Annotated in this window: 27 protein-coding genes and 2 tRNA genes; 15 read left to right on the forward strand and 14 right to left on the reverse strand. The window is 70.9% G+C overall.

All coding sequences use genetic code 11. The features are described from left to right. Positions 1 to 5 precede the first annotated feature (5 nt). Both ACWGQ1_RS01840 and ACWGQ1_RS01845 read right to left on the reverse strand, forming a co-directional pair. Positions 6 to 608, reverse strand: coding sequence for a nitrobindin family protein (locus tag ACWGQ1_RS01840; RefSeq protein WP_136031483.1), 603 nt, complete (start codon positions 606 to 608; stop codon positions 6 to 8). Between the two features lie 149 nt (positions 609 to 757). Continuing rightward, positions 758 to 1048, reverse strand: coding sequence for a hypothetical protein (locus ACWGQ1_RS01845; RefSeq protein ID WP_168387152.1), 291 nt, complete (start codon positions 1046 to 1048; stop codon positions 758 to 760). 74 nt (positions 1049 to 1122) lie between these two features. Between ACWGQ1_RS01845 and ACWGQ1_RS01850 the strand changes: the two genes are divergently transcribed. From ACWGQ1_RS01850 to pstB, 7 genes are all read left to right on the forward strand, one after another. Then, entirely contained in the window at positions 1123 to 1806 is a 684-nt protein-coding gene (locus ACWGQ1_RS01850; RefSeq protein ID WP_136031479.1) for a winged helix-turn-helix transcriptional regulator, read from the forward strand. Positions 1807 to 1851: 45 nt separating this feature from the next. Then, positions 1852 to 4017, forward strand: coding sequence for an RNA degradosome polyphosphate kinase (locus ACWGQ1_RS01855; protein WP_136031477.1), 2166 nt, complete (start codon positions 1852 to 1854; stop codon positions 4015 to 4017). Beyond that, complete coding sequence (locus tag ACWGQ1_RS01860) at positions 4014 to 5000, forward strand: NUDIX domain-containing protein (RefSeq protein ID WP_452312242.1); 987 nt, start codon at positions 4014 to 4016, stop codon at positions 4998 to 5000. Before ACWGQ1_RS01855 ends, ACWGQ1_RS01860 begins: the two co-directional genes overlap by 4 nt. Positions 5001 to 5180: 180 nt before the next feature. After that, positions 5181 to 6284, forward strand: a complete 1104-nt coding sequence (locus ACWGQ1_RS01865; protein ID WP_136031472.1) for a phosphate ABC transporter substrate-binding protein PstS — start codon at positions 5181 to 5183, stop codon at positions 6282 to 6284. 105 nt (positions 6285 to 6389) lie between these two features. Further along, positions 6390 to 7373: a phosphate ABC transporter permease subunit PstC gene (gene pstC / locus ACWGQ1_RS01870; RefSeq protein ID WP_136031470.1), complete on the forward strand. Its 984-nt coding sequence runs from the start codon at positions 6390 to 6392 to the stop codon at positions 7371 to 7373. A gap of 1 nt (position 7374) precedes the next feature. Continuing rightward, the gene (pstA, locus tag ACWGQ1_RS01875; protein WP_136031468.1) at positions 7375 to 8469 is read left to right on the forward strand and encodes a phosphate ABC transporter permease PstA; all 1095 of its coding nucleotides are present in this window, start codon (positions 7375 to 7377) and stop codon (positions 8467 to 8469) included. A 26-nt stretch (positions 8470 to 8495) separates the two neighbouring features. Beyond that, entirely contained in the window at positions 8496 to 9275 is a 780-nt protein-coding gene (pstB, locus tag ACWGQ1_RS01880; RefSeq protein WP_136031466.1) for a phosphate ABC transporter ATP-binding protein PstB, read from the forward strand. Positions 9276 to 9335: 60 nt separating this feature from the next. Here pstB and ACWGQ1_RS01885 read toward each other — a convergent pair whose 3' ends face one another. From ACWGQ1_RS01885 to ACWGQ1_RS01905, 5 genes are all read right to left on the reverse strand, one after another. Beyond that, positions 9336 to 10220, reverse strand: coding sequence for an aminodeoxychorismate lyase (locus ACWGQ1_RS01885; protein ID WP_136035811.1), 885 nt, complete (start codon positions 10218 to 10220; stop codon positions 9336 to 9338). 166 nt (positions 10221 to 10386) lie between these two features. After that, complete coding sequence (locus tag ACWGQ1_RS01890; RefSeq protein ID WP_452312243.1) at positions 10387 to 11016, reverse strand: DNA-directed RNA polymerase subunit beta; 630 nt, start codon at positions 11014 to 11016, stop codon at positions 10387 to 10389. A 28-nt stretch (positions 11017 to 11044) separates the two neighbouring features. Further along, positions 11045 to 11833 (reverse strand): anti-sigma factor, encoded by a 789-nt coding sequence (locus ACWGQ1_RS01895; protein ID WP_247982027.1) that lies wholly within the window; start codon positions 11831 to 11833, stop codon positions 11045 to 11047. After that, entirely contained in the window at positions 11830 to 12432 is a 603-nt protein-coding gene (gene sigK, locus ACWGQ1_RS01900) for an ECF RNA polymerase sigma factor SigK (protein ID WP_247982028.1), read from the reverse strand. The genes ACWGQ1_RS01895 and sigK overlap by 4 nt, the downstream gene beginning before the upstream one ends. A 31-nt stretch (positions 12433 to 12463) precedes the next feature. Continuing rightward, complete coding sequence (locus ACWGQ1_RS01905) at positions 12464 to 14176, reverse strand: cytochrome c biogenesis protein DipZ (protein ID WP_247982029.1); 1713 nt, start codon at positions 14174 to 14176, stop codon at positions 12464 to 12466. Positions 14177 to 14353: 177 nt separating this feature from the next. On the opposite strand from ACWGQ1_RS01905, the gene ACWGQ1_RS01910 reads away from it, so the two are divergent. Next, on the forward strand, positions 14354 to 15013 hold the full coding sequence (locus tag ACWGQ1_RS01910; RefSeq protein ID WP_136031456.1) for a fasciclin domain-containing protein: 660 nt from the start codon (positions 14354 to 14356) through the stop codon (positions 15011 to 15013). 131 nt (positions 15014 to 15144) lie between these two features. After that, a tRNA-Lys gene (locus tag ACWGQ1_RS01915) sits at positions 15145 to 15217 on the forward strand. A 3-nt stretch (positions 15218 to 15220) separates the two neighbouring features. On the opposite strand, the gene ACWGQ1_RS01920 is transcribed toward ACWGQ1_RS01915, so the two are convergent. Further along, a complete protein-coding gene (locus ACWGQ1_RS01920; RefSeq protein WP_136044506.1) occupies positions 15221 to 15772 on the reverse strand; it encodes a helix-turn-helix domain-containing protein in 552 nt (183 codons plus the stop codon). A 70-nt stretch (positions 15773 to 15842) separates the two neighbouring features. Between ACWGQ1_RS01920 and ACWGQ1_RS01925 the strand changes: the two genes are divergently transcribed. From ACWGQ1_RS01925 to ACWGQ1_RS01935, 3 genes are all read left to right on the forward strand, one after another. Further along, a complete protein-coding gene (locus tag ACWGQ1_RS01925) occupies positions 15843 to 16577 on the forward strand; it encodes an ATP-binding cassette domain-containing protein (protein ID WP_452312244.1) in 735 nt (244 codons plus the stop codon). Then, positions 16574 to 17368, forward strand: coding sequence for an ABC transporter permease (locus ACWGQ1_RS01930; protein ID WP_452312245.1), 795 nt, complete (start codon positions 16574 to 16576; stop codon positions 17366 to 17368). The genes ACWGQ1_RS01925 and ACWGQ1_RS01930 overlap by 4 nt, the downstream gene beginning before the upstream one ends. 116 nt (positions 17369 to 17484) lie before the next feature. Further along, positions 17485 to 18030 carry a DJ-1/PfpI/YhbO family deglycase/protease gene (locus ACWGQ1_RS01935; RefSeq protein WP_452312246.1) on the forward strand — a complete coding sequence of 182 codons (546 nt, stop codon included), beginning with the start codon at positions 17485 to 17487 and terminating at the stop codon, positions 18028 to 18030. 3 nt (positions 18031 to 18033) lie between these two features. Here ACWGQ1_RS01935 and ACWGQ1_RS01940 read toward each other — a convergent pair whose 3' ends face one another. Continuing rightward, on the reverse strand, positions 18034 to 18552 hold the full coding sequence (locus tag ACWGQ1_RS01940) for a CGNR zinc finger domain-containing protein (RefSeq protein ID WP_452312247.1): 519 nt from the start codon (positions 18550 to 18552) through the stop codon (positions 18034 to 18036). 25 nt (positions 18553 to 18577) lie between these two features. On the opposite strand from ACWGQ1_RS01940, the gene ACWGQ1_RS01945 reads away from it, so the two are divergent. Continuing rightward, on the forward strand, positions 18578 to 18832 hold the full coding sequence (locus ACWGQ1_RS01945; protein WP_452312248.1) for a hypothetical protein: 255 nt from the start codon (positions 18578 to 18580) through the stop codon (positions 18830 to 18832). Positions 18833 to 18853: 21 nt separating this feature from the next. On the opposite strand, the gene ACWGQ1_RS01950 is transcribed toward ACWGQ1_RS01945, so the two are convergent. Further along, positions 18854 to 19387 (reverse strand): DUF1697 domain-containing protein, encoded by a 534-nt coding sequence (locus tag ACWGQ1_RS01950; protein WP_452312249.1) that lies wholly within the window; start codon positions 19385 to 19387, stop codon positions 18854 to 18856. Then, on the reverse strand, positions 19384 to 19965 hold the full coding sequence (locus tag ACWGQ1_RS01955) for an isochorismatase family protein (RefSeq protein WP_452312250.1): 582 nt from the start codon (positions 19963 to 19965) through the stop codon (positions 19384 to 19386). The genes ACWGQ1_RS01950 and ACWGQ1_RS01955 overlap by 4 nt, the downstream gene beginning before the upstream one ends. A 91-nt stretch (positions 19966 to 20056) precedes the next feature. Here ACWGQ1_RS01955 and ACWGQ1_RS01960 point away from each other — a divergent pair, with 91 nt between their 5' ends. Together ACWGQ1_RS01960 and ACWGQ1_RS01965 are read left to right on the forward strand one after the other, a co-directional pair. Further along, positions 20057 to 20731 carry a HEAT repeat domain-containing protein gene (locus ACWGQ1_RS01960; RefSeq protein WP_452312251.1) on the forward strand — a complete coding sequence of 225 codons (675 nt, stop codon included), beginning with the start codon at positions 20057 to 20059 and terminating at the stop codon, positions 20729 to 20731. 3 nt (positions 20732 to 20734) lie between these two features. Next, complete coding sequence (locus ACWGQ1_RS01965) at positions 20735 to 21724, forward strand: MerR family DNA-binding transcriptional regulator (protein ID WP_136032183.1); 990 nt, start codon at positions 20735 to 20737, stop codon at positions 21722 to 21724. A gap of 85 nt (positions 21725 to 21809) precedes the next feature. Here the strand turns inward: ACWGQ1_RS01965 and ACWGQ1_RS01970 are convergent. The 3 genes from ACWGQ1_RS01970 to ACWGQ1_RS01980 form a co-directional block, all read right to left on the reverse strand. Beyond that, a tRNA-Thr gene (locus ACWGQ1_RS01970) sits at positions 21810 to 21882 on the reverse strand. 70 nt (positions 21883 to 21952) lie between these two features. Continuing rightward, entirely contained in the window at positions 21953 to 23506 is a 1554-nt protein-coding gene (locus ACWGQ1_RS01975) for an alpha/beta fold hydrolase (protein ID WP_452312252.1), read from the reverse strand. Then, entirely contained in the window at positions 23503 to 24660 is a 1158-nt protein-coding gene (locus tag ACWGQ1_RS01980; RefSeq protein WP_452312253.1) for a DNA polymerase III subunit delta', read from the reverse strand. The genes ACWGQ1_RS01975 and ACWGQ1_RS01980 overlap by 4 nt, the downstream gene beginning before the upstream one ends. Positions 24661 to 24741: the final 81 nt, after the last annotated feature.

A 24741-nucleotide genomic window follows, 5' to 3' on the forward strand; every position in this document is an offset into this window, starting at 1 on the left:
TCCGTTCACACCCGCGCGAGGCGGGCCGAGGCGTGCGCGCGCAGCGGTGTGCCGAGCGCGGCGATGTCCCAGGCCCACAGCAGGTGGCCGTCGACCAGGCCGTACATGCGCGAGGCCGAGCCGTACTCCTTGGTCCCCGCTCCGCGCACGATCGCGTCGGACGCCAGGTCGACGCGCGGGCCGTTGATCTCGCCGAGGTAGAACTCGAGCATGCCGTCGGAGCGGGCGATCGAGACCTCGAGCGGGAACGCGCCGTTCGGTCCGCGGAGCTCCTCCACGTCGTCGACCGTGCGGACGACCGGCGCGACGGTCGGCGGCAGCAGCGCGGGTCCCGCATCGGATGCGGCAGCCGGGCGCGCGAGGCGCCAGAAGCCGGACTCGGCGGTCAGGGGAATCGACGCCGACTGGTCTTCGCCGGTGAAGGTGGCGGTCGCGGCGTAGTTGAGGAAGGGGCCACCGTCATGGCTGAAGCTGACGCGGTGGGTGAACTCGCCCTGCAGACGCTCCTCGCCGACCGGGTACTCGATCACGCCGGTGCCCTCCCAGACCCCGATCAGCCACGAGAGCGGAACGAGATCGGCGGGAAGGTCGGTCGGGAGCTCGATCACGATCTCGTCAGCGCTGACCGCGGAAGAGGTTGCGCAGCACCACGGCCGACACGAAGACGATCGCCAGGCTCGCGAGGCCCAGGAGGCCGATGAAGAAGATTTCGAGCGCCATGATGTCCATGGATCCACCATACCGCGCCGGATCGGCGTCAGGACGGGATGAGCGCCGCCAGCCCGAACCCGACCGAGATGACCCCCATCAGCAGCAGGGCGCCGGTGACGCTGCTCGCCACGCGGAAGATGAACCCCTGCGTGCGGCCGTACCAGAGCTGCACCGCGAAGGAGATCAGGACGACGGCACCGAACCCGACGAGCATCCAGGGGATGCGCCACTCCTCCGCAGCGAAGATGCCGATCAGGATCGTGCCGACGAAGGCCACCGCCCACACCACGATCACGCCGGTGAAGGCGTTGCGCGGAGCGAGGGCGGGTTCTGACATGTCTCCATTCTTGCGCATCCACGGCCGCTATCATGGCGGCACGGCGTCGAACCCCCCGCCGGTGAGGAGTGCGCGTGGCCCTGGTGCTGGTTCTGACCAACGCTCCCCTCTCGGAGCAGGTGCTTCCCGCGCTGGAGCTGCTCAGCCATCGCACCCGCCAGATCCCGGCCGAACCGGCGCAGCTCGTGAACGCTCCGGAGTACGACGTGGCGGTGGTCGACGGCCGCCACGACCTGGTCGGAGCGAAGTCGCTGTGCCGGCTGCTGCGCGCCACCGGCCAGCAGGCCCCGCTCCTCCTCGTCGTCACGGAGGGCGGCATGAGCGCGCTCTCCGGCGACTGGGGCATCGACGACGTGCTGCTCGCGACGGCCGGCCCCGCCGAGATCGACGCCCGCGTCCGGCTCGCCATCGCCCGCCGCGACGAGGTGTCCGAGCCCGCGCGCGTGCAGGCCTCCGGCGTCACGATCGACGAGCAGTCGTACTCGGCCAAGCTGCACGGCAAGCCCCTCGACCTCACCTACAAGGAGTTCCAGCTCCTGCACTTCCTGGCCACGCACCCGTCGCGGGTGTTCACGCGCGAGCAGCTGCTCAGCGAGGTATGGGGCTACGACTACTTCGGCGGCACCCGCACGGTCGACGTGCACGTGCGACGGCTCAGGGCGAAGCTCGGCGACCAGGAGCAGATCATCGGCACGGTCCGCAACGTCGGGTACCGCTTCAACGTGTACGACGACGAGAGCCTCGTCGGCACGGGGTGACCGGCGTTCACACGCCCGACACCTCCCGGTGCTTAGATGTACCCCATGATCGATCCCGCACTCGCCGACGCCGGCCTCGGTGACGCCGAAGACGACGACTTCGATGCCGTGGAGTCCCCGGACTCGCAACTGCCCGACCACCGGTACCTGGACCGCGAGCTGAGCTGGCTCGCGTTCAACCAGCGTGTGCTCGAGCTCGCCGAGGATCCGACGTTGCCCGAGCTGGAGCGCGCGAACTTCCTGGCGATCTTCGCGAGCAACCTCGACGAGTTCTTCATGGTGCGCGTCGCCGGCCTCAAGCGCCGCATCATGACCGGCCTCGCGGTGCCGACCAACATCGGCCGCTCCCCCGTCGACGCCCTGGCCGACATCTCGCGCGAAGCACACGCGCTGCAGCTGCGGCACGCGGCCGCGTGGACCAACCTGGTGCGTCCCGCTCTCGCCGACTCCGGCATCGAGATCACCGAGTGGTCCGACCTCACCGACGAGGAGCGCAGCGCGCTGTCCGACTACTTCGGCGCGCAGGTCTTCCCCGTGCTCATGCCGCTGGCGGTCGACCCCGCTCACCCGTTCCCCTACATCTCCGGGCTGTCGCTGAACCTCGCGATCCGCATCCGCAACGCCCGCACGGGCCGTCAGGAGTTCGCCCGTCTCAAGGTGCCGCCGATGCTGCCGCGCTTCGTCGAGGTGCCGTCCACCGGGGAGATCAAGCGCTTCCTGCGCCTGGAAGAGCTGATCGCCAACCACCTCGGCGACCTGTTCCCCGGGATGGAGGTGCTCGACCACCACGCGTTCCGCCTCACCCGCAACGAGGACGTGGAGATCGAGGAGGACGAGAGCGAGAATCTCATCCAGGCGCTGGAGGCGGAGCTGCTGCGCCGCCGGTTCGGCCCGCCCATCCGCCTCGAGATCACCGACGACATGGACGACGTCACGATGGACCTGCTCGTGCGCGAGCTCGACATCACCGATCTGGAGGTCTACCGCCTTCCCGGACCGCTCGACCTGCGGGGCCTGTTCGACCTGTCACGCATCGATCGTCCCGACCTGCGCTACCCGCCGCACCTGCCCACGACCGCGGTGGCGTTCCAGCCGGCGGGATCGAGCAACCGGGCCGACATCTTCAAGGCCATCCGCAAGTCCGACGTGCTCGTGCACCACCCCTACGAGTCGTTCACGACCAGCGTGCAGGCGTTCCTGGAGCAGGCGGCGCGAGACCCGCACGTGCTGGCGATCAAGCAGACGCTGTACCGCACCTCGGGCGACAGCCCCGTCGTGCAGGCACTCATCGACGCCGCCGAGGCCGGCAAGCAGGTGCTCGCCCTGGTCGAGGTGAAGGCGCGGTTCGACGAGGCGAACAACATCGTGTGGGCACGCAAGCTGGAGAAGGCCGGCGTGCACGTGGTCTACGGGCTGGTCGGCCTCAAGACGCACTGCAAGCTCGCGCTCGTGATCCGCGAGGAGGACGGCCTGCTGCGGCACTACTCCCACGTCGGCACGGGCAACTACAACCCCAAGACCAGCCGCATCTACGAGGACTTCGGCCTGTTCACCGCCGACGCCCAGGTCGGCAAGGACCTGACCCGGCTGTTCAACGAGCTCAGCGGCTACGCGATCGAGAAGAAGTTCAAGCGCCTCCTGGTCGCGCCGCTACACCTGCGCAAGGGCCTCATCCGCCTGATCGACGCCGAGCGCCGCAACGCCGAGGCGGGCGTGCCCGCACACATCCGCATCAAGGTGAACTCGATGGTGGACGAGGAGATCATCGACGCCCTGTACCGCGCCAGCGCCGCAGGCGTGAAGGTCGACGTGTGGGTGCGGGGCATCTGCAGCCTGCGCACCGACCTCGAGGGCATCAGCGACAACATCACCGTCCGCAGCATCCTCGGCCGCTACCTGGAGCACTCGCGCATCTTCGCGTTCGAGAACGGCGGCGACCCGCAGGTCTACATCGGCAGCGCCGACATGATGCACCGCAACCTCGACCGTCGCGTCGAGGCGCTCGTGCGCGTGACCGACCCCGCGCACCTCAAGGAGCTCACGGCGTTCTTCGACCTCGCGATGGACGACGGCACGTCGTCGTGGCACCTCGGCGCCGACGGCGTCTGGGAGCGCCACGCCGTGAACGCGGACGGCAGGCCGCTGGTCGACCTGCAGGACAAGACCATGGGCATGATCCAGCGGCGCCGGCGGGCGCGGGCGGTCCGATGACGGCGCGGCAGCTCCAGCTCCCCGAGGACATCGCCCGCTCCAAGTGGGCGGACAAGGCCGTGTACGCCGCGGGTGCCGTGGTGTGGCGCCTGGTCGACGGCAAGCTGCGCATCCTGCTGATCCACCGCACGAAGTACCGGGACGTCACGCTCCCCAAGGGCAAGGTCGACCCCGGTGAGATGCTCGCGGAGACGGCCGTGCGCGAGGTGCACGAGGAGACGGGCATCCGCGTCGCCCTCGGCGTCCCCGTGGGGGTGAGCCGCTACCTGCTCGCCTCACGCAAGCAGAAGGTCGTGCACTACTGGGCGGCCGAGGCGACCGACGAGGCCATCCGGGCGTCCACGTTCGTGCCCAACCGGGAGATCGCCGCGCTCGAGTGGGTCAGCGTCAAGAAGGCCCGCGCCGCGCTCAGCTACCCGGTCGACCACGAGATCCTCGACGCGTTCGCGGCCCTCGTCGACGACGGCGTCCTGCGCACCTTCCCGGTGATCGCGCTCCGCCACGCGAAGGCCCTCCCCCGCTCGGAGTGGGACGGCGCGGACTCCGCGCGGCCGCTCACCGAACGCGGCCGACGCCAGGCCAAGGCGATCGTGGGTCCGCTCCGCGCGTTCGGCGTGCGCAAGCTCATCACGAGCGATGCGGTGCGCTGCGTGCAGACGGTCACCCCGCTGGCGAAGGCCCTGGACCGCAAGCCGGTGAAGACGGAGAAGATCAGCCAGGACGCGTGGGAGGACGGCACCGCAGACCTCCGCGCGGTCGTCGGACGCCGCATCCGCTCCGGCAAGCCCGCCGTGCTGTGCAGCCACGGCCCCGTGCTGCCCGCCCTGCTCGCCGAGATCGCCCTCGCCACCGGCACCGTGCGCGGCTCGTACGTGACCAGCGCCGCCGATCTGGAGACCGGCGCGTTCTCCGTCGTGCACGTGTCCGCCACGAATCCCGGCTCCGGGATCATCTCGATCGAGACGCACGCGCCGAAGGTCTGACACGTCGGCGACCCGCGAACGAGGGCGCTCGAGCCCGCGCGGCGCCTGGGATCGCCCCCAGAGCGTCTCCGGTCGTTCACCTGCCGTTCACCTGCGAGGGAGAGTCTCGTTAACCGTCGCCCCTAGCGTCACTGTGTGCCCTGCACCGGGCCCCAACCCTCCACGATCGAAGGATCCACAGTGAAGATCTCCCGAATCGCACGAATCGGCGCCATCGGCGCCGTCGCCGCTCTCGCACTCGCCGGCTGTGCCGCGAACGAAGGCGGCACCGGCGGCTCCACCGACGAGCCCAGCGAGTCCACGCTCTCCGGCACGATCGACGCGACCGGCGCGTCCTCCCAGACCGCAGCCCAGGAGGCCTGGGTCGCCGCGTTCCAGACCGCCAACCCCGACGTGACCGTCAACTACGAGCCCACCGGCTCCGGCACGGGCCGCGAGAACTTCCTCGAGGGCGGCAGCAACTTCATCGGCTCCGACCGCGCGTTCAACGACGAGGAGATCGCCGCCGGCGGCTTCGGCGCCTGCACGACCGACGACATCGTCGAGGTCCCGCTCTACATCTCGCCCGTCGCGGTCGCGTTCAACCTCGAGGGCATCGACACCCTGAACCTCGACGCCGCGACCATCGCGGGCATCTTCGCCGGCACCATCACCAACTGGAACGACGCCGCGATCGCCGCTCTCAACGAGGGCGTCGAGTTGCCCGACCTGGCGATCTCGCCCGTGCACCGCTCCGACCCCTCCGGCACGCAGGAGACCTTCGCGAAGTACCTCAGCGCGACCGCTCCCGACGTGTGGACCTACGAGGTCTCGGACGAGTGGCCGATCCAGGGCGGCGAGGCCGCTCAGGGCACCTCGGGCGTGAAGCAGGCCATCACCGCCGGCAACGGTGCCATCGGCTTCCTCGACGCCTCGCAGGCGGACGGCCTCGGCCAGGTCGCCGTGGGCGTCGGCGAGGAGTTCGTGCCCTACTCTGCCGAGGCCGCAGCGAAGCTCGTCGAGGCCTCGCCGCTCGCCGAGGGCCGCGGCGAGGGCGACCTCGTCTTCGACGTCGACCCGGCCTCCGCCGCGGACGGCGCCTACCCGATCGCCCTGGTCAGCTACCTCATCGGCTGCGAGCAGTACGAGGACAGCAACGTCGCGGAGCTCGTGAAGGCCTACTTCACGTACATCGCGAGCGCCGAGGGCCAGGACGCCGCCGCGGAGAACGCCGGCAGCGCCCCGATCTCGGACGGCCTGCGCGAGCAGGTCCAGGCCGCGATCGACCTGATCCAGGTCGGCTGATCCCGCCGATCCGCTGACACGGTGCCCCCGCGTCCCGACACGGACGCGGGGGCTCCGCCGGGTCAGCACCCGATCCATCTCCACCCGGCCCGAAACAGGGAGATCATGAGCACGACCGCGCAGGAGCCCACCACGGCACCGGCACCGACCCCGGCGCCGCCCGCACCGATCAAGGCCAAGCAGCGACTCGGTGACCGGGTGTTCTCCGGCACCGCACTCGGAGCGGGGATCATCATCCTCGTCGTGCTCGCCCTCGTCGCCGCGTTCCTCATCATCCAGAGCCTTCCGGCCTTCCAGCTCGACACCACCGACAACCACATCCTGCGCGGCGAATCCTTCTGGGCCTATGTCTGGCCGCTCGTCTTCGGCACGCTGTGGGCTTCGTTCATCGCCCTGATCATCGCGGCCCCCATCGCCATCGGTATCGCGCTGTTCATCTCGCACTACGCGCACCGCCGACTCGCGGCCGTGCTCGGCTACATCATCGACCTGCTCGCGGCCGTGCCGTCCGTGGTGTTCGGCCTGTGGGGCGGACTCGTGCTCGCCCCGCTGCTCCAGCCGATCTACGTCTGGCTGAACGACAACGCCTCCTGGGTGCCCTTCTTCGGCGGTCAGGTCTCCGCCACGGGCAAGACCATCCTCACCGCGGCCCTCGTCCTCGCCGTGATGTGCATCCCGATCATGACCGCCATCTGCCGCGAGGTCTTCCTGCAGACGCCGAAGCTGCACGAGGAGGCCGCCCTGGCCCTCGGCGCCACCCGCTGGGAGATGGTGCGCATGGCCGTGCTGCCCTTCGCCCGCGGCGGCATGGTCTCCGCCGCGATGCTCGCGCTCGGGCGGGCCCTGGGCGAGACCATGGCCGTGACCATGGTGCTCTCCCCCTCGGCGGTCGTGAGCTTCCTGGTGCTCACCGCCACGAACCCCACGCCGATCCCCGCGAACATCGCCCTCGCCTTCCCCGAGGCGCACGGCACGGGCGTCAACACGCTCATCGCGACCGGCCTCATCCTCTTCGTCGTGACCTTCGCGGTCAACGCCGTGGCGCGCTGGATCGTCGCCCGCCGCGCCGAGTTCTCTGGAGCGAACTGACATGACCGTCCTCACCAGCGCTCCCACGACGCCGAGCGCCTCCCTCACCTCCGGCCGCCTCCCGAAGTGGGCGCCGTGGGCTCTGCTCGGCGTCTCGTTCGCGGTCTCCGCGGCCGTGTTCGGCGTCGCCGCCGCGGGGTCGGACACGCCGCTCGCCGACTTCAACATCGCGGGCACCGTGATCGTCGGCATCCTGCTCTACATGGTGATCATCACGGTGATCTCGTCGATCGCCGAGAGCCGCCGCAAGGCCGTGGACCGGCTCATGACGGCCCTCGTCGCCACCGCCTTCCTGATCGCGCTGCTGCCGCTGGTGTCGCTGCTGTGGACCGTGGTGGCGAACGGCATCGAACGCTTCGACGCCGAGTTCTTCAGCTACTCCATGCGCAACGTGGTCGGCGACGGCGGCGGCATCGTGCACGCCATCTGGGGCACCGTGCTGATCACCCTGACGGCCACGATCATCTCGGTCCCGATCGGGCTCATGACCTCGATCTACCTGGTCGAGTACGGGCGCGGGAAGATCGCGAAGGCCATCACGTTCTTCGTCGACGTGATGACGGGCATCCCGTCGATCGTCGCCGGTCTGTTCATCTACGCCGTGTTCGCGCTGCTGCTGCGACCGGGCATCTCGATGGGCTTCATGGGCGCGCTCGCCCTCGCCGTGCTGATGACCCCGGTCGTCGTCCGCGGCAGCGAGGAACTGCTGCGCATCGTCCCGAACGAACTGCGTGAGGCCTCCTACGCGCTGGGCGTGCCGAAGTGGCTGACGATCCTCAAGGTCGTGCTGCCCACCTCCATCGCCGGCATCATGACCTCGGTCATGCTCGCGATCTCCCGCGTGATCGGTGAGACCGCCCCGCTGCTGCTGACCGCCGGCTTCACGCAGAGCCTCAACACGAACATCTTCGACGGTCAGATGATGACCCTGCCGGTGTTCGCCTACAACCAGTACATGAACCAGGGCACCAACCCCGACGCCGCTGTCGCGCGCGCCTGGGCCGCCGCCCTCACCCTCATCCTCATCGTCATGGTGCTGAACCTCCTCGCGCGTCTGATCGCGAAGTGGTTCGCCCCGAAACTCTCCGGCCGCTGAGCCCGAACCTCAGAACAGGAAACCCCGTGTCCAAGAGCATCGAAGTCAACGACCTCAACGTCTACTACGGCAACTTCCTCGCCGTCGAAGGCGTCTCCCTCGACATCCAGCCGCGCAGCGTGACGGCGTTCATCGGCCCCTCCGGCTGTGGCAAGTCCACGTTCCTGCGCACCCTCAACCGCATGCACGAGGTCATCCCCGGCGCCCGCGTCGAAGGGGAGGTGCTGCTCGACGGCAAGGACCTGTACGGCGCCGGCGTCGACCCGGTGCTCGTGCGCCGCCAGGTGGGCATGGTGTTCCAGCGCCCCAACCCGTTCCCCACGATGTCGATCAAGGAGAACGTGCTCGCGGGCGTCAAGCTCAACAACAGCCGCATGTCCAAGAGCGACCAGGACGACCTGGTCGAGAAGTCGCTCACCGGCGCGAACCTCTGGAACGAGGTCAAGGACCGGCTCGACCGCCCCGGCTCCGGCCTCTCCGGCGGTCAGCAGCAGCGTCTGTGCATCGCCCGCGCGATCGCGGTGTCGCCCGAGGTGCTGCTGATGGACGAGCCGTGCTCGGCGCTCGACCCCATCTCGACGTACGCGATCGAGGAGCTGATCGGCGAGCTCAAGAACGAGTTCACGATCGTGATCGTGACCCACAACATGCAGCAGGCGAGCCGTGTCTCGGACAAGACGGCGTTCTTCAACATCGCCGGCACCGGCAAGCCCGGCAAGCTCATCGAGTACGACGACACGACGTCGATCTTCACCACGCCGTCGGTGCAGGCGACGGAGGACTACGTCTCCGGCCGCTTCGGCTGAACCGCCGGTACGACAAGGGCCCGGGTGCGACGGCACCCGGGCCCTTCCGTGTCTGCGGCCTCAGTCGCGCGGCGAGAGCAGGTACGCGTTGAGCTCGTCCGTGAGCGCGGCATCCACCGGCAGCGGCACACCGTCGACCGCGGTGATGGCCGCCGCGAGACGCACGCTCGACACCAGCCACGCCGCATCGGCCCGGGTGAGGTCGCCCGCGGGGATGCGGTCGTAGCCGACCTCGAACCCGCGCGCGCTGAGGTGGTCGTACACGCTGAGCTGTGTGGTGCCGTGCAGGATCCCGCCGTTCGGCGCCGGGGTCGTGAACCGGTCGCCGAAGCGCAGGAGGAGCGAGGCCGTCGGCGCCTCCAGCACGAAGCCGTCGCTCGAGAGGAACACCGCGTCGTCGGCCCCGCGCCGCTTGGCCTCGCGCAGCGCCGCCATGTTCACCGCGTACGACAGGGTCTTGGCGCCCAGCAGCAGCCACGGCGCCCGCTCGGCGGCACCGAGGTCGTACCCGCGGTCGAGCGTGACCACCTTCACGCCGTCGCGGCGCACGGCGGAGAAGTCCGCGGCGGGAGCGGCCGTGACCCAGGCGGTGGGTGTGGGTCCGTGCTCCACGCCGCGACTGAGGATCAGCTTGATGACCGACTCCCCCGCGCCGAGCTGCGCCGCGGCCCGCTGCACCGCCTGCCGCCACTGCTCGAGGTTCGGCTCGGGGAGGTCGCACAGTCGCGCGGAGTGTGCCAGTCGCTCCAGGTGCGGCACGACCTCCTGCGCATGACCGTCGACCACGCCGATCGACTCGAACACGCCGTCCCCCCGCTGGGTGCTCAGCTCGCCGACGCTCAGGGCCGGAGCCGTGGCGTCGACCTGCGTGAACGTGCCGGTGTAGTCGTCGCGCTGCTCGTCGGCGGCGACGGGGTCGAGCATGAGGGCGAAGCGTCGGGTCATGCCACGAGCCTAGAACGCCGGGAATACCTGTCGCGCGCTCGCGTTACACTGGAGTGGCCGGGCCGCATAACCCCGGGCTCCAATTTTCGCCGCTGCGAGCGGCCTTCCGCCGAGAGGCGTTCTTGCGGCCCGGTCTTTCTCTGTCCGGGCGCCGGCCGCGGCGCTGTCAGGCCAGCGCGCCCATGCGCCACAGCGCTGCCGAGGCCGAGAGGTCCTGCGCGTACGTGCTCAACCGCAGCGCCCGCGTGGTCAGCTCGCTCGCGCGCTCCGGCTCCGTCACCTCGTAGTCGTCCGCGGTGTGCGTCGCGCCCGAGGCCTGCACGCGGCAGAACGCCGCCGCCCGGTCGAGCGCCACCGCGAAGTCGCCCCGGAAGGCGCCGCGCAGGATCGTGTCGATCAGCGCGACCAGCTCGTCCGGGCTCGCCGGCACCGGGGCACCCGCCACCACGGCGTCGGCGGAGGGCAGCTCGACGCGCCCCCGGTCGTACAGGAGCGCGGCGGTGCGCGGGTCGCCGTGGATCGCGAGCTGCAGCACGTACAGGCGCCACAGCGAGCCCGGCAGCGTGCGCGACGGCGCGGTGGACCACAGCTCCGCGATCTCGTCGATGCCGTGCTCGCGCGTGAACGCGATCAGCCGCTCCACGCTCGCGCCGGTCTCGTCCTCGCGCACGCGCGTCAGCAGCGCGGAGGCCGTGGCGTGCGCGACCCTGCTCTCCTGCGCGGGGTCGCTCGACCCCACGATGTTGTCGAACGCGTGGGAGGGGCGGCGCACGGGCCGGTGGTGCTGCTCGGGCATCCCTCCAGGGTACGCCCGCCGCCGCGGCTCAGGCCGTGGGGATGACGATGACCGGATCCGTGGTGGGCTGCCCGGACGGCGAGCCGCCCTCCTGCTCCACGGTCACCGCGATCGCGTCACCCGCCCGCATCTCGCCCTCGAGCAGCGCGGTCGCCGCGCCGTCCTCCGGGTCGAACACACCGGCCGCGATCGGCTCCTCGCCGCGCACGAACCACAGCTCGTACGTCTTGCCGGCGTCGGTCTCGGGCAGACCGTCCGTCACGAGCACGGCCTTGCCGACCGAGCCCGACCAGTGGGCGGTGGCCGTGGCCCCGCCGTCGAGCTCGACCGTGGCCTGCTGCGCATCGCCCGCGGCCTCGATCTCCTGCAGCGCCACGACGCTGGCGGGACGGGTGAGCTGTGCGTTGAGCGCCACCGCTCCGATGCCGACGCCGACCAGCAGCGCCAGGCACGCGGCGAGCGCGAAGGCCAGGCGGGTCCAGCGGCGCGGCCTGCGGACGGCGGGCTCCTCGGGGCCACCGGCGGACGCGACCCCGGGGGTGCTCCCCGCGGTGTCGTGCGCGTCAGTGTCGTGTGGGTCGGTGTCGCCCTGCGGCGTCCGGGCGATCTGGGCGAGCAGAGCCGCACGAACGCCGGGCGGCGGGGCGACCGGCGTCACGCCCTCACCCAGCAGCGCGACGCTGTCCGCGTCGACGTCTGCCACGGCCGCCCACTCCGGATGCTCCACGAGCGCCCGGCGGTACCGGTTCTCGTCGTCGGCGGACAGCGCGTGGAGCGCGGCACCCGCCGCGAGTTCCGCGAAGTCCTTCTCGTTCATGCCGTCACCCCCATCGCCGTGCGGAGACGGGTCAGTCCGTCTCTCATCCGTGTCTTGATCGTCCCCAGCGGCGCCCCCACGAGCGCCGAAATCTCGTTCTGACTGTAACCGCCGTAGTAGGCCAGGACGAGCGCCTCCCGCTGCGCGTCGGGAAGCCCTGACAGCGCCGCGACGACCCGCTCTCCCTCGATGCCCAGCTCCACCCGCTCCGCGACACTGTCGTGCGCGACACCGAGGTCTTTGAAGCCGGCTCGCACATCGCGGTCGGCGCTCGACTGCGATGCCCGCACCCGGTCGACGGCCCGTCGATGGGCGATGGTCATCACCCAGGTTCGTCCCTGTCCTCTGTTCGGAGCGAACCGCGAAGCGGATTGCCAGATCTCCAGGAACACCTCCTGGAGCACCTCCTCGCTCTGCGCGCGGTTGACCAGCACGCGGAGGATGAGGCCGAAGACCCGCGGGGACAGGGAGTCGTACAGCTCGGCGAAGGCAGCCTGATCACCGGACGCGACGCGGACGAGGAGGTCGGCGACGGCATCCTGCGGCGCTGCCCCGTCCTCCGGGACGTCCATCCCGTCGATGACCATCTCCATAAGCATGCCGTATCTCCTCCCCGTTCCCGTGCAGACGTCACCCGAATGTGAAGGAATAGACCTCGACACCGGCCGGGACCTCGAGCGTGAGCGTTCCCTTCGCGATGTCGCCCTGCTCGACCAGGCCGTACGAGCGAGGCGTCCCGTCGATCGCGATGGTCTGCTCCTCACCGTCCTGATCGCGCACCACGACCTCACCCGAGCCCGCCACGACCATCCGCACCTCCCCCGCGCGATACTCCAGGCGGATGCGTCCGTCGTCGCTCGCCGGGGTCACGTACTGCGTCTCGACCGTCCAGTCGCCGTCCAGCGCGAAGCTGTCGTCGGGCTGGTCCTTCGGGAACGAGAAGCTGCCCTCACCGCGGCGGTACTCGTCCCCGCCGCCGTAGTTCACGTCCTTCGACGAGCCGAGGAAGGTCTCCCGTGTCGTCGAGCCGAGCTCCGGCGTCTCGTCCTTCACGTCCGTCGCCGGCGGCAGCTGCACGTCCGGATCCGCGTCTTGCAGCAGCTCCCGGATCATCGACTCCGTCGCCGCGTAGTTGCCCTCGCCGAAGGAGATGTGGCGCACGGTGCCGTCCGCGTCGATCAGGTAGTGCGCCGGCCAGTAACGGTTGCGGTAGTTCGTCCAGGTCGACAGGGTGTTGTCGAGCGCGACGGGATACGCGATGCCGAAGTCGCGCACGCCCGCGGCGACGTTGCCCGGATCCTTCTCGAACGCATACTCCGGCGAGTGGATCCCGATGACCTGCAGTCCGGCGTCGCGGTACGCCTCGTCCCAGGCCACCACGTGCGGGATCGACCGCTGGCAGTTGATGCACGAGTACGCCCAGAAGTCGATCAGCACGACCTGCCCCCGGAGGTCCTTCAGGTCGATCGCCTCGCCGTCGGGCGTGTTCAGCCACTGCTGGATGCCCTTGATCGACGGGGCAGTGCCGCAGGACTCGAGCTCGGTCGCACCGTTCGTGCACTGGTCGAGGTCCTTGTTCTCGTCGTTGACCAGGCCACCGAGGTCCAGCGCGTCCTGCACCTGCTCGGAGTCGGCGATCTGCTCCTGCAGCGGAGCCGTGTAGTCGGGAAGGAGCCGCTGCAGCGCCTGCGGCACGTTGAACACGAGCCCCACGGCGAGTGCGATCATGGCGATGCCGGCGGCGATGCGCAGTGCGCGCTCCTTCGACCGGAAGGCGCGGATGCGCTCCACCACGCTGCGACCCGCGAGCGCGAACACCAGCAGCGGGACGGCCACGCCGATCGCGAACGACACCGTGAGGAGCACCGTGCCCACGCCGATCTGGCCGGTCGAGCCCGCCACGATGATCGCCGCGAGGACCGGTCCGGCGCACGGCACGAACACCGCGCCGAGGGCCAGTCCGACACCGAAGCCGTTGCCCCGGTTCTTCACCTCACGCTGCCCGAAGCGCTGAAACGGCCGCTCCAGGAGGTGCTGGAACCGCGGCACGATCAGGCCGACGCCGATCACGACCAGCACCGCGATGCCCACCCAACGGATGATGTCCTGCGGCAGGTTCAGCAGACCCAGGATCAGCGAACCCACGAGCGTCACCAGCGTGAAACTGAGCACGAGGCCCGCGATCACGAAGTACGGGCGGCTGCGCCGGGCGGGCACCGCCTCTCCGTCGTAGGCCGCCGACTGCGCGCCGCCGGTGAGGAAGATCACCGGGAGCACGGGCAGGATGCACGGGGAGATGCCGGTGATGAGCCCGCCGAGCAGGCCGATGATGATCAGGTCCATGAGGTCCTCGCTTCTGTCAGGCTCTGTTCGCTCCGAGCCGCCCAATGGATTGGATCGGACCCCGCGAGGGAGGATTCGCGAACTTTTTCCGAATTCGTCCCATCCGATCCCGAGACGGTTCCGAACACCGGTCAACGCCACGGAGAGGCCGTGGCTGGAGTTTCGAAGGAGCTCGACATGTTCAGCACCAAGAAGAAGGTCACCGCAGCAGTCACCCTGGGTCTGGCGAGCGCATTCCTGCTCTCCGCGTGTTCCATGGGCAGCGGCAGCACGACGGAGGAGTCGTCGGAGCCCAAGGCCCCCGAGACGTCGGAGTCGACGCCGATGGAGATGGACCCCGCCGCGAACCTCGTGGGCCCGGGCTGCGCGGCCTACGCCGAAGAGGTCCCGGACGGCGCCGGTTCCATCCAGGGCATGTCGCAGGACCCGGTCGCGGTCGCCGCGTCGAACAACCCGATGCTGACCACGCTGGTGGCCGCGGTGAGCGGCCAGCTCAACCCCGACGTGAACCTGGTCGACACGCTCAACGGTGACGAGTTCACCGTGTTCGCGCCGGTCGACGACGCGTTCGCGAAGATCGACCCCGCCACGATCGAGGCCCTGAAGACCGACAGCGCGACGCTGACGTCGATCCTCACCTACCACGTGGTGCCCGGCCAGATCGAGCCGGCCGACATCGCCGGCATGCACACGACCGTGCAGGGCGCGGACCTCGAGGTGACCGGCAGCGGTGACCAGTGGATGGTCAACGACGCCAACGTCATCTGCGGCGGCGTGCAGACCGCGAACGCGACCGTGTACCTGATCGACTCGGTCCTGATGCCCCCGGCGCAGTAAGCGCGGGGAGGTGCCGGGCGACCCGACCGGCACACGGCCTTCTCTGATCGGGAGGAGTCAGGGAAGGTGATAGGGCCGTCGGCGAGCTGTGCGCCGACGGCCCTTCGTCGTGCGCCCTAGACTGGGAGCACGGGCCTCTAGCTCAGTTGGCAGAGCATCGGACTTTTAATCCGCGGGTCGTGGGTTCGAGCCCCACGGGGCCCACCGTCATTCCTCCGTCGGCGCCGCTGCGGGTGCGTGCGGCGTCACGACCGTGGCCAGGTCGATGCGGCGCGCACCGGGGCGGTCGGCATCCCGGTAGGGGGCGAGCAGTTCGGTCAGACCGCTCTGGATCGTCGCGAGGTCGGCCTCGGTGACGTGCAGGGGCGTCTGACCGAAGCCGACGAAGCCCCGGGCCGCCGGGTCGGGGTCGGCGAGGAAGCGGTCGAACCCCGCCCCGACCTCCCCCAGGAACGTGAGGAACGCGCTGCGGAGCCGGGCGTCGTCCATCGCGCCGAGCTCGTCCTGGTCGACGTGGGCCATGCGGTCGCCGAGCGCGAGCGTACGTTCGATCGCTCCGCGGATGCGTCGCTCCTGCACGACCGCGAGGATGCCGGCGTCGACGAGCGCCGACACGTGGCGGTACAGCGTGGCCTGCGTCACGTCGGGCAGGGCCTGGCGGAGCTCGGCCGTGGTGAGTTCCCGTCCGCCGAACTGCTGCACGATGCGCAGCCGGACGGGGTGCAGGACGACGTCGGCGATCGGGGCGGATCGGGTCACGTGCGCTCCATTGTTCTCATGATGATAATGTTCTCAACGACAACCCCATCGTACGTCGAGAGGAGCGTCCATGACGCACCCACCCCTGCGCGGTCCCGCCATCGAGGTCACCGCTCTCACGAAGCGCTACGGCGAGCTCACCGCGGTCGACGGCGTCTCCTTCCGCGCCGAGCCCGGCCGTGTGACCGGGTTCCTCGGGCCCAACGGCGCCGGCAAGTCCACGACACTGCGCATGATGCTCGGCCTCGTCCGTCCCGACGCGGGCACGGCACGGTTCGACGGCGTCACCTATCGCGCCCTCGCCCGACCGAGCGGCACCGTCGGGGCCGTGCTCGACCTCGCCGCGGCGCACCCTGCGACGTCCGCCCGCGACCACCTGCGCACCTATGCCGCCCTTGGCGGGCACCGCGCGCAGCGCGTCACGGAGGTGCTCGCCCTCACCGGCCTGCACGAGGCGGCCGACCGCCGCGTCAGCGGCTTCTCCACCGGCATGCGCCAGCGGCTCGCCCTGGCCACGGCGCTGCTCGGCGAGCCGCACGCCCTGCTGCTCGACGAGCCGTCGAACGGCCTCGACCCGGCCGGCATCGCCTGGCTGCGCGCGTTCCTCCGCGACTTCGCGGCTCGCGGCGGAACCGTCGTGCTGTCCAGTCACGTGCTCAGCGAGGTGCAGCACAGCATCGACGACCTCGTGGTCATCGACCGCGGCCGGGTCGCCTGGACCGGGGCCGCGGCGAAGTTCACCGCCGACGGTCGCACGCTCGAAGAGGCGTTCCTCGCCCACACCCACGAAGGGATCGTCCGATGAACCTGCTCCGTGGCGAGGCCGTCCGCCTCCTCTCCACCCGGCTCCCCCTGTGGGCCCTGGTCGCCGCGGTCGCGAGCGGGGCGGGGCTGACCGGGCTGCTCGCCCTGATCGGCCCCGAGAACGCCACGCCTCCGCTCCCGGGAATCGACACCGCCCAGGGCGTGGGCTTCGTGGTCGGCCTGAGCGGTCTGACCCTCTTCCTGCCGGCACTCATCGGCACGATCGCGATCACGAGCGAGTTCCGCCACCGGACCATCGGAGCGACCTTCCTCGCCGCACCGCGTCGAGGACGTTTGCTGGCCGCGAAGCTCGGGATCTTCGTCCTGCTCGGGCTCGGCTACGGGGTCGCGATGGCGCTGTCGGCCGGACTCGCCCTGCTCGGCGCGGCGGCCCTGCGCGGAGCGACGCTGGGCGTGACCGCGGGGACCCTCGGGATCATGCTCACCCAGCTCGCCCTCGCGGCAGCGGTGTACACGGTCCTGGGAGTCGCAATCGGTGCGCTCGCGCGCCACCAGCTGCTCGCCATCGGGATCGTGGTCGGCTACTTCTACCTCCTGGAACCGGTGCTCATGCTCGTGCCGGGGGCGAACCTCGTGTACCCGTACCTCCCGGGGGGTGCGACGGCCGCGCTGATGGACTTCACGCTCCTCACCGATACCCTCGCGGAGCAGGTGCCCCTCGCCGCCTCCGTGCTCGTGGCGCCCGTGGTCGGAGCCGCGCTGCTCGGCGCCTACACGCTGCTCGGGAGTCTCGCGGCCGTGCTCGTCCCGCTTCAGCGCGACCTCGCGTGAGCCCGCCCTCGTATCATCCGCGCGGCCTCCTGGCCACCCCCTGTCCGCGCTCCTGGCCCCCGAGAGGGTGATGGTGCGCCCGGATCCGGGCGACTCCCCCAGCGAAAGGACAGACGATGACTCTCAGCGGAAACCGCGTGGCGTTCCTGGCGACCGACGGCTTCGAGGACAGCGAGCTGAGCAGCCCGTGGGAGGCCGTGACCGCGGAGGGCGCGAGTGCGACCATGATCGCCCCCGACGGCGCCGCCATCACCGGCAAGAACGGTCACGAGCAGGCGGTCGACCTGACCGCGGCCGATGCCTCCGCCGACCAGTTCGACGCGCTCGTCCTCCCGGGCGGCGTGGTGAACGCCGACCACCTGCGCATGGACGAGGCGTCCATCGCACTCGCCCGCTCCTTCTTCGAGCAGCACAAGCCGGTCGGGGTGATCTGCCACGGCGCCTGGATCCTGATCGAGGCGGGCGTGGTCGACGGCCGCACCCTCACGAGCTACCCCAGCCTGAAGACCGACCTGCGCAACGCGGGCGCGAGCTGGGTGGACGAGGAGGTCGTGGTCGACGAGGGCCTGGTCTCCAGCCGCACCCCCGACGACCTCCCCGCCTTCAACGCGAAGCTGGTCGAGGAGATCGGCGAGGGCAAGCACGCGGGACAGACCGCCTGACCCTCACCCGACGCGCGCCCGATGGCGCCGCACGGCCGCCCGGTTCGCGCACCTCACGGAGCAGAACCGCTGGCGGCCGTTGCGCGTCACATCGGCGACCACGTTGCGGCAGGGTGCGGCCTCGCAGCGTCCGAGCCGGTTCATGCCGCGCGTGACCAGGTGCAGCGCGGTGCCGAGGTTGATGGTCGCGCGCAGCACGAACGGCAACGACCGCACGTCGTCGCGGTAGTGCAGGTGCCACCCCTCGTCGTCGTGGTCGACGAGTCGCGGATAGGCGCCAGCGGCGGCGAGCTGCGCATTCAGCAGGGCGGCGCGCTCGTCGGGGTCGGGCGCATCGACGATGGAGAGCCAGTCGTCGATCACCGCCCGCACCGCGGCGTGGTCGCCGTCGGCGGGCGGGAAGGTCTGCGTCATCCCGAGGGCGAGCGTGCGCTCCTCGATGCCCCGCCGGTCGGCCGGCCAGTCGTTGGCCAGCGACGCGGCCAGCAGCACGGCATACTCGCCGTAAGGGTTGAGATGCATAAGACCATTACATCACGCTGGTCCCATGACCGCCGCCGACACCCTTCCCGTCCCTCTCGTCCCGCCCGTCGACCGCCACGAGCACGCCTGGCTCGTGGAGTCGCGGCACCCCACCAGCGAGGGCGTCGTGCTCTACGTGCGCTGCCTCGACTGCGGCACGCGCAGGGTCGACGTCGCCGCGCATCCGCACCTCCCGCCGCGCGCGCTGAGCCGCCCCCTCGCCGCAGCTCCCGACGGCTCCGACGCCGCCGACGCTCCCGCCGCTCCCGCCGAGGCCTGAGGTCCCCGCGCCCCGCCCGGCTCAGGCCGTGAGATCGATGAGCTTCTGCGTTGTGCGCAGGTTGCGGGCGGTCCCGGCCACCCCCAGGGCACGGTTGAGCACGCTCGTGGTGAGCTTCGTGGAGTGCACTCCGCCCGCGGCGTAGTCGATCCACAGGTCCTGGCCCACCAGCGCGATCCGCTCCCCTGGCACGAGTCGCTGCTCGACCGCCGCGACGGCACCCGGCGCGGGCGGCCCCTCCAGGAACATCGCGTGCACGAACTTGGCCTCGCCGTCGGGGAACGGCTGCGCGGCCGCCGTCGCCACGAGCTCCGCGTGTGTCCGGTGGATGACGGGCGTGTCGACGCCGAACTCTTCCGCGATCAGGCGGCGCACCGTGGCGCGGGCCGCCTCGGGGTCGTCGGGCGTCGCGCAGAGGATGTTGCCGCTGGCGATGTAGGTCGAGACGGCGGCGAGCTCCGTCCGCTCCGCCAGCACCTCGCGCAGTCGCGCCATCGGCACGCTGTTGCGCCCGCTGACATTGACCGCGCGCAGCAGCAGGACGCTGCGACTCACGCGTCGCCGCTCTCGGCCAGCACCGCACCCGCGTGCACGAGCTCGGCCAGCGCGGCCTCGCTCGAGGGGGCGGCCACCCCCGCGATCAGGTCGGTGAGGACGCGGACCCGCACGCCGTGCGCGATCGCATCCAGCGCGGAGGCGCGCACGCAGTGGTCCGTCGCGATGCCGACGACATCGGCCGACACGACTCCGGCGGCAGCGAGCACGACGCCGGCCGTGTCGCCGTCGTCGGTGACGCCCTCGAACAGCGAATACGCGGGCACACCCTGCCCCTTGCGGACGTGGTGGGTGACCGCGGTCGTGTCGAGCAGCGGGTCGTAGTCCGCGCCCGCCGTGCCCGCGACGCAATGGGCCGGCCACGTGTCGACGAAGTCGGGCGAGCCGGAGAAGTGCCCGCCGTTGTCGCCGTCCGCATCGTGCCAGTCGCGGGAGGCGAGGATCACGTCGTAGTCGGCCGCGTGCACGGCGAGAAAGGCGGAGACGGCCTCGGCGACCGCGTCTCCCCCCTCCACCGCGAGCGCCCCGCCCTCCGTGAAGTCGTTCTGGACGTCGACGATGAGGAGTGCTCTGCTCATGCCTCGAGGGTACGCCGTGCGGGCGCCGTCGACCGGGCAGCGCTTGACCCTGTCATCATGACAAGGTGTGGAATGGACGGCGGAGGCAACCATGACCGAACAGCATCCCCTCGACCCGGCGTCGCGACTGCGCGCTGCCCTGCAGTCGACCGCGTCCTCGGCGCGCCTGCAGGCCGCTCTCACGGCCGGCACCATGCCGAACCCCTGCTACATCGACGTGCTCGTCGAGCAGAGCGCGGTGGAGCCCGACTTCTTCGTGCGCGACATGCTCACGTGGGCACTCACCCGACACGACGCCGAGCCGACCGTGGACCGCCTCCTGCCGGAGCTGCGGTCACCCGTGGCGCAGGCCAGGAGCCAGGCCCTGCACACGCTGTCGAAGATCGGCGACCGTCGTGCCTGGCCCGCGGTGCCGCCCGAGCTGCTGCGCGACGACGACCCCGAGGTCGCACGCGCGGCGTGGCGCGCCGCGGCGGGGCTCGTGCCGGACGAGGAGCGGCCGGCGCTCGCGCGGGAGCTGGCGACCCAGCTCGGGCGCGGCGACCGGGAGCTGCAGCGCAGCCTCAGTCGCGCCATCGCGATGCTCGACGACGCGGGGGCCGCCGTGGCCGCCGCCGCCGCACACGATGCCGACCCCGCCGTGCGCGCGCATGCCCTGGCGACCGCGCGGCTGATCGACGACCCCGACGACGACTTCGGCGCGGCGATCCGAGAGGCGCAGCGGATCGTGGCGCTGCAGGCGTCTCCCGCTCCCGCGGAGGGCTGAGGCGTGCTGATCGGCGAGGTCGCGGCGCGCTCGGGCATCAGCGCGCGCATGCTGCGGCACTACGACCGCATCGGCCTGCTGTCGCCCAGCGAACGCACCGCGGGCGGGTACCGGGACTACTCGGACGCGGATCTTCGCCGGCTGTTCCACATCGAGAACCTGCGCTCGCTCGGCCTCCCGCTCGCGGACATCCCCGCGGCTCTCGCGGACGACGCCCGCGCGCCGTCCGACACGATCGAGCGGCTCCTGCATCGCACGCGCGCGCGGCTCGCGGTGCTCACCGAGCTGGCGGAGCGCCTCGAACAGGTGCGGTCGGGCGAGCCGCGGGACTGGTCCGACGCCCTGCGCATGGTGGAGCTCCTGCGGGGCCTGGAGGCGCCGGACGCGTCCGCGCGGCAGACGCTCGCCCTCACCGCGGACGCCGACCACGCGTCCACGGCCGTCCTCGTCGCGGCGCTGCTACGGGAGGATGACCTCAACACCGCCGGGGCCCTGCTGTGGGCGGTCGCGCGGGCCGGGGACGACGCCGTGCCGACGCTGGAGCGAGGACTGCACGACGCCGAGGCCGCGCGTCGTCACCGCGCGATGCGCGCGCTGGAGAAGCTCGACACACCACGGGCGCGGGCCGCCCTCGGCGCGCCGATCGAGCACCCCGACCGGGAGATCGCGGCCGCGGCCGCCCGAGCGCGGGGCCGCGACGGGGACACGGCTGTGATTCCCCGGCTGGTGGCGGACGTGGCAGCCGGGGTCGACGACGTCGCCGCCGCGGAGGTGCTCGAACGACTCGCGGAGGACCCCGCAGCCGCGCGGACCGTGGCCGAGCACGTGCAGCGTGCCGCCGACGGCGCCTCGGTCGTCGCGCGTCGCCGGCTCGCCGCCGCACTGGCGGGGGTTCGTGGCCTGAGCGCGGACGAGGCCCTGGGCGGATTCGCACGGGATGAGGATCGCGGGGTGGCGCTCACGGCGTCCGCACTCCTGGCACGGCGCACCTAGGCGTCGGCGCCCGTGCCACGCCCGATGGCGCAGCTCCGCACACGCAGAAACCCCCGGGATCTTGAGGATCCCGGGGGTTTCACTGAGCCGCTTGTCAGAATCGAACTGACGACCTTTTCATTACGAGTGAAATGCTCTGCCGACTGAGCTAAAGCGGCGTGCGACGCGTGAGCGGCGCGATCACCGATATTACCCTGTCTCGGCCTCGCTCGCGAATCGAGCCCGCCCTCACTCGCAGCGCAGGCCGTCCTCGGGCACCACGTCGTCGAGCAGGAATCCCTCGACCGCGTCGTCGACGCAGGTGTTGCCCTTGTTGTAGCCGGTGTGCCCTTCGCCCACACGGGTGATCAGCACGCCCTCCTCCAGCTGGTCCGCGAGCGACTCGGACCACTCGTACGGCGTCGCCGGGTCATTGGTGGTACCGACGACGACGATGGGACCGGCGCCCTCCGCCGCGATCTCCCCGCGCGTCCCCGTCGGCGGATAGGGCCACACTTCGCAGGGGTCCGGGCCGGTCCAGTAGGGCGCGATCGTGGGTGCCCCCTCCGCGATCTTCGCGGTGATCGCCGCCTCGGCCGCCGGGTCGTCCTCCACCGGATAGTCCATGCAGTTGTACGCGCGGAAGGCCTCGCTGGAGTTGTCGATGTAGGTGCCGTTCTCCCGACCGTTGTAGAAGTCGGCGAGCACGAACGCGGTCGTGGGGTCGCCCTGCAGCGCCTCCTCCAGGGCCTGGGTGAGGTAGTCCCAGCTGTCCTGCGAGTACAGCGCGGCGATGATCGCGGTCATCAGCGCATCGGCGCCCATCAGTCGTCCGTCCCCGTTCTCGAGGGGCGTGCGGTCGGCGCTGGCCAGGAGCGCTCCGAGGTCGGCCATCGCCTCGTCGACCGAGCCGCTGAACGGGCAGTTGCCCGAATCGAGGCAGTTCTGCATGTACGCCCGCAGCGCCGACTCGAATCCCAGCGCCTGCGTGGCCCCGACCTCGAGTCCCGGGACGGAGGGGTCGATCGCCCCGTCGAGCACGAGGCGTCCGGCCTTCTCGGGGTAGAGCTGGGCGTAGGTGGCACCGAGGAACGTGCCGTACGAGTAGCCGAGGTAGTTGAGCTGCTTGTCTCCCAGCACCGCGCGGATCAGGTCCATGTCGCGGGCCGCGTTGACCGTGGTGATGTACGGCAGGATGCCGTCGCTGTTGGCGTCGCACGCCTCAGCGAAGGCGCGATGCCCGTCGAGCAGCTCCTGCTCCCACTCGACGCTCCCCCGCTGGGCCTCGGGGATGCCGTAGAGGTAGTCGTCCATCTCGGCGTCGTCGTAGCAGGTGACGGCCGTCGACCCGCCTACCCCGCGAGGGTCGAAGCCGATCACGTCGTAGTTCTCGACCAGTGCGGGGCCGACCGCATAGCCGAGGCTGCTGAGTACCAGGTCGACCCCGCTCGCGCCGGGCCCGCCGGGGTTCGTGAGGAGCGAGCCGACCGCGGTGCCCTCCGCGCGATGCCGCACCACCGCGAGCTGGATCTCGCCGGAGCCGGGGTTCTCCCAGTCGAGAGGCGCCGTGACGTCGGTGCACTCGAAGCCGGTGCCGCACTCCGTCCAGTCCAGCTTCTGGGAGTAGTAGGGCAGCAGGTCGCCCGCGACACCCTCGGTGTCCGGCTCCTTCTCGCCCGCCGGGCGTGCCGACTGCTCGGGGATCATCGCGTAGAGGCAGCCCGAGAGGGCGACCGAGGCGACGGCCAGTCCGGCGATGAGCGCGGCCGCGCGACGCAGGCGCGACAGAGGGCGAGTGTTCACGGTTTCCTCCCGCTCGTGACCGTCACGAGCAAGCTCTCCAGGGCGAGCAGCGGAGCGACGTTGCGCTCCAGCGACTGCCGGGTCTCGGCAAGGTGGTCGAGGACGACCAGGGTCCGGGCGACGGGCCAGGCCGCCGCGAGATCGACGAGTTCGGGGCGCAGTTCGCTGTTGATGAGGTCGTCGCTGCGCCCGAACTGGAGCATCACGACATCACGGAACAGCGACTGCATGTCCGTGAGCACGCGGTCGATGCCGTCGCGCAGACTCCGCGTGGCCCGCTTCTTCTGCTCGTCCTCCAGGGCGGACACCTGCGGGCGGAGCGCGGGTGGCACGGCCTGCCCTTCGGCCACGCCCACGGTGCGCAACAGCGCCGCCCGTTCGTTCGCGTCGCGCTCGGCCGTGAGCGCCTTGGCGTCTTCGGTCGCCGCCTGGATGATGCGCCCGGCGACATCGACCGCGTCGTTCACACCGCGGACACCGATGACGGCGCGCAGCGTCTCTTCACGACGACGTCGTGCGGCGTCATCGGTGGCGAGCCGCTGGGCCATCCCGATGTGCCGCTGCGCGTGACGCGCCGCCTGCTCGGCGACCGCCTCATCGACCCCCGTGCGGAGGCTGATGAGTCGTGCCACATCGGCGACGTCGGGTTCCCGCAGCCGCAGCGACCGCACGCGCGAACGGATGGTGGGAAGCAGATCCGCCTCACTCGGCGCGCAGAGGATCCAGACCGTCTGCTCCGGGGGCTCCTCCAGAGCCTTGAGCAGAACGTTGGACGTGCGCTCCACCATGCGATCGGCGTCTTCGACGACGATGACGCGGTAGCGCCCGGCGGACGGGGCGAAGTACGAGCGTTCGACCAGGGATCGCGCCTCCGCGATCGTGATGATGACCTTGTCGGTGCGCAGCGCCGTGACGTCGGGATGGGTGCCGGCGAGGACCTGGCGCATGGTGGCATCGTCATCGGGACCCTCGGCGATCAGCGCCGCGGCGAACGCGTACGCGAGCGTCGACCGCCCCGACCCCGGCGGGCCGGTGATCAGCCAGGCGTGGGACAGGGCCGACGGATCGGCTGCCGCCGCGCGCAGCGTGTCGACCGCCGCGTCCTGGCCCCAGACGTCCGCCCAGGGGAATGCGGGGGCGAGAGTCGGGGGCATGTCCTCAGCCTAATCGGGACCGCCGACGCCGCGGGGACGTCTCCCGTCATCCGTGGTCGCAGCCGTCTTTGTTCGGCCTGT

The sequence above is a fragment of the Microbacterium sp. NPDC055599 genome, assembly GCF_053618975.1.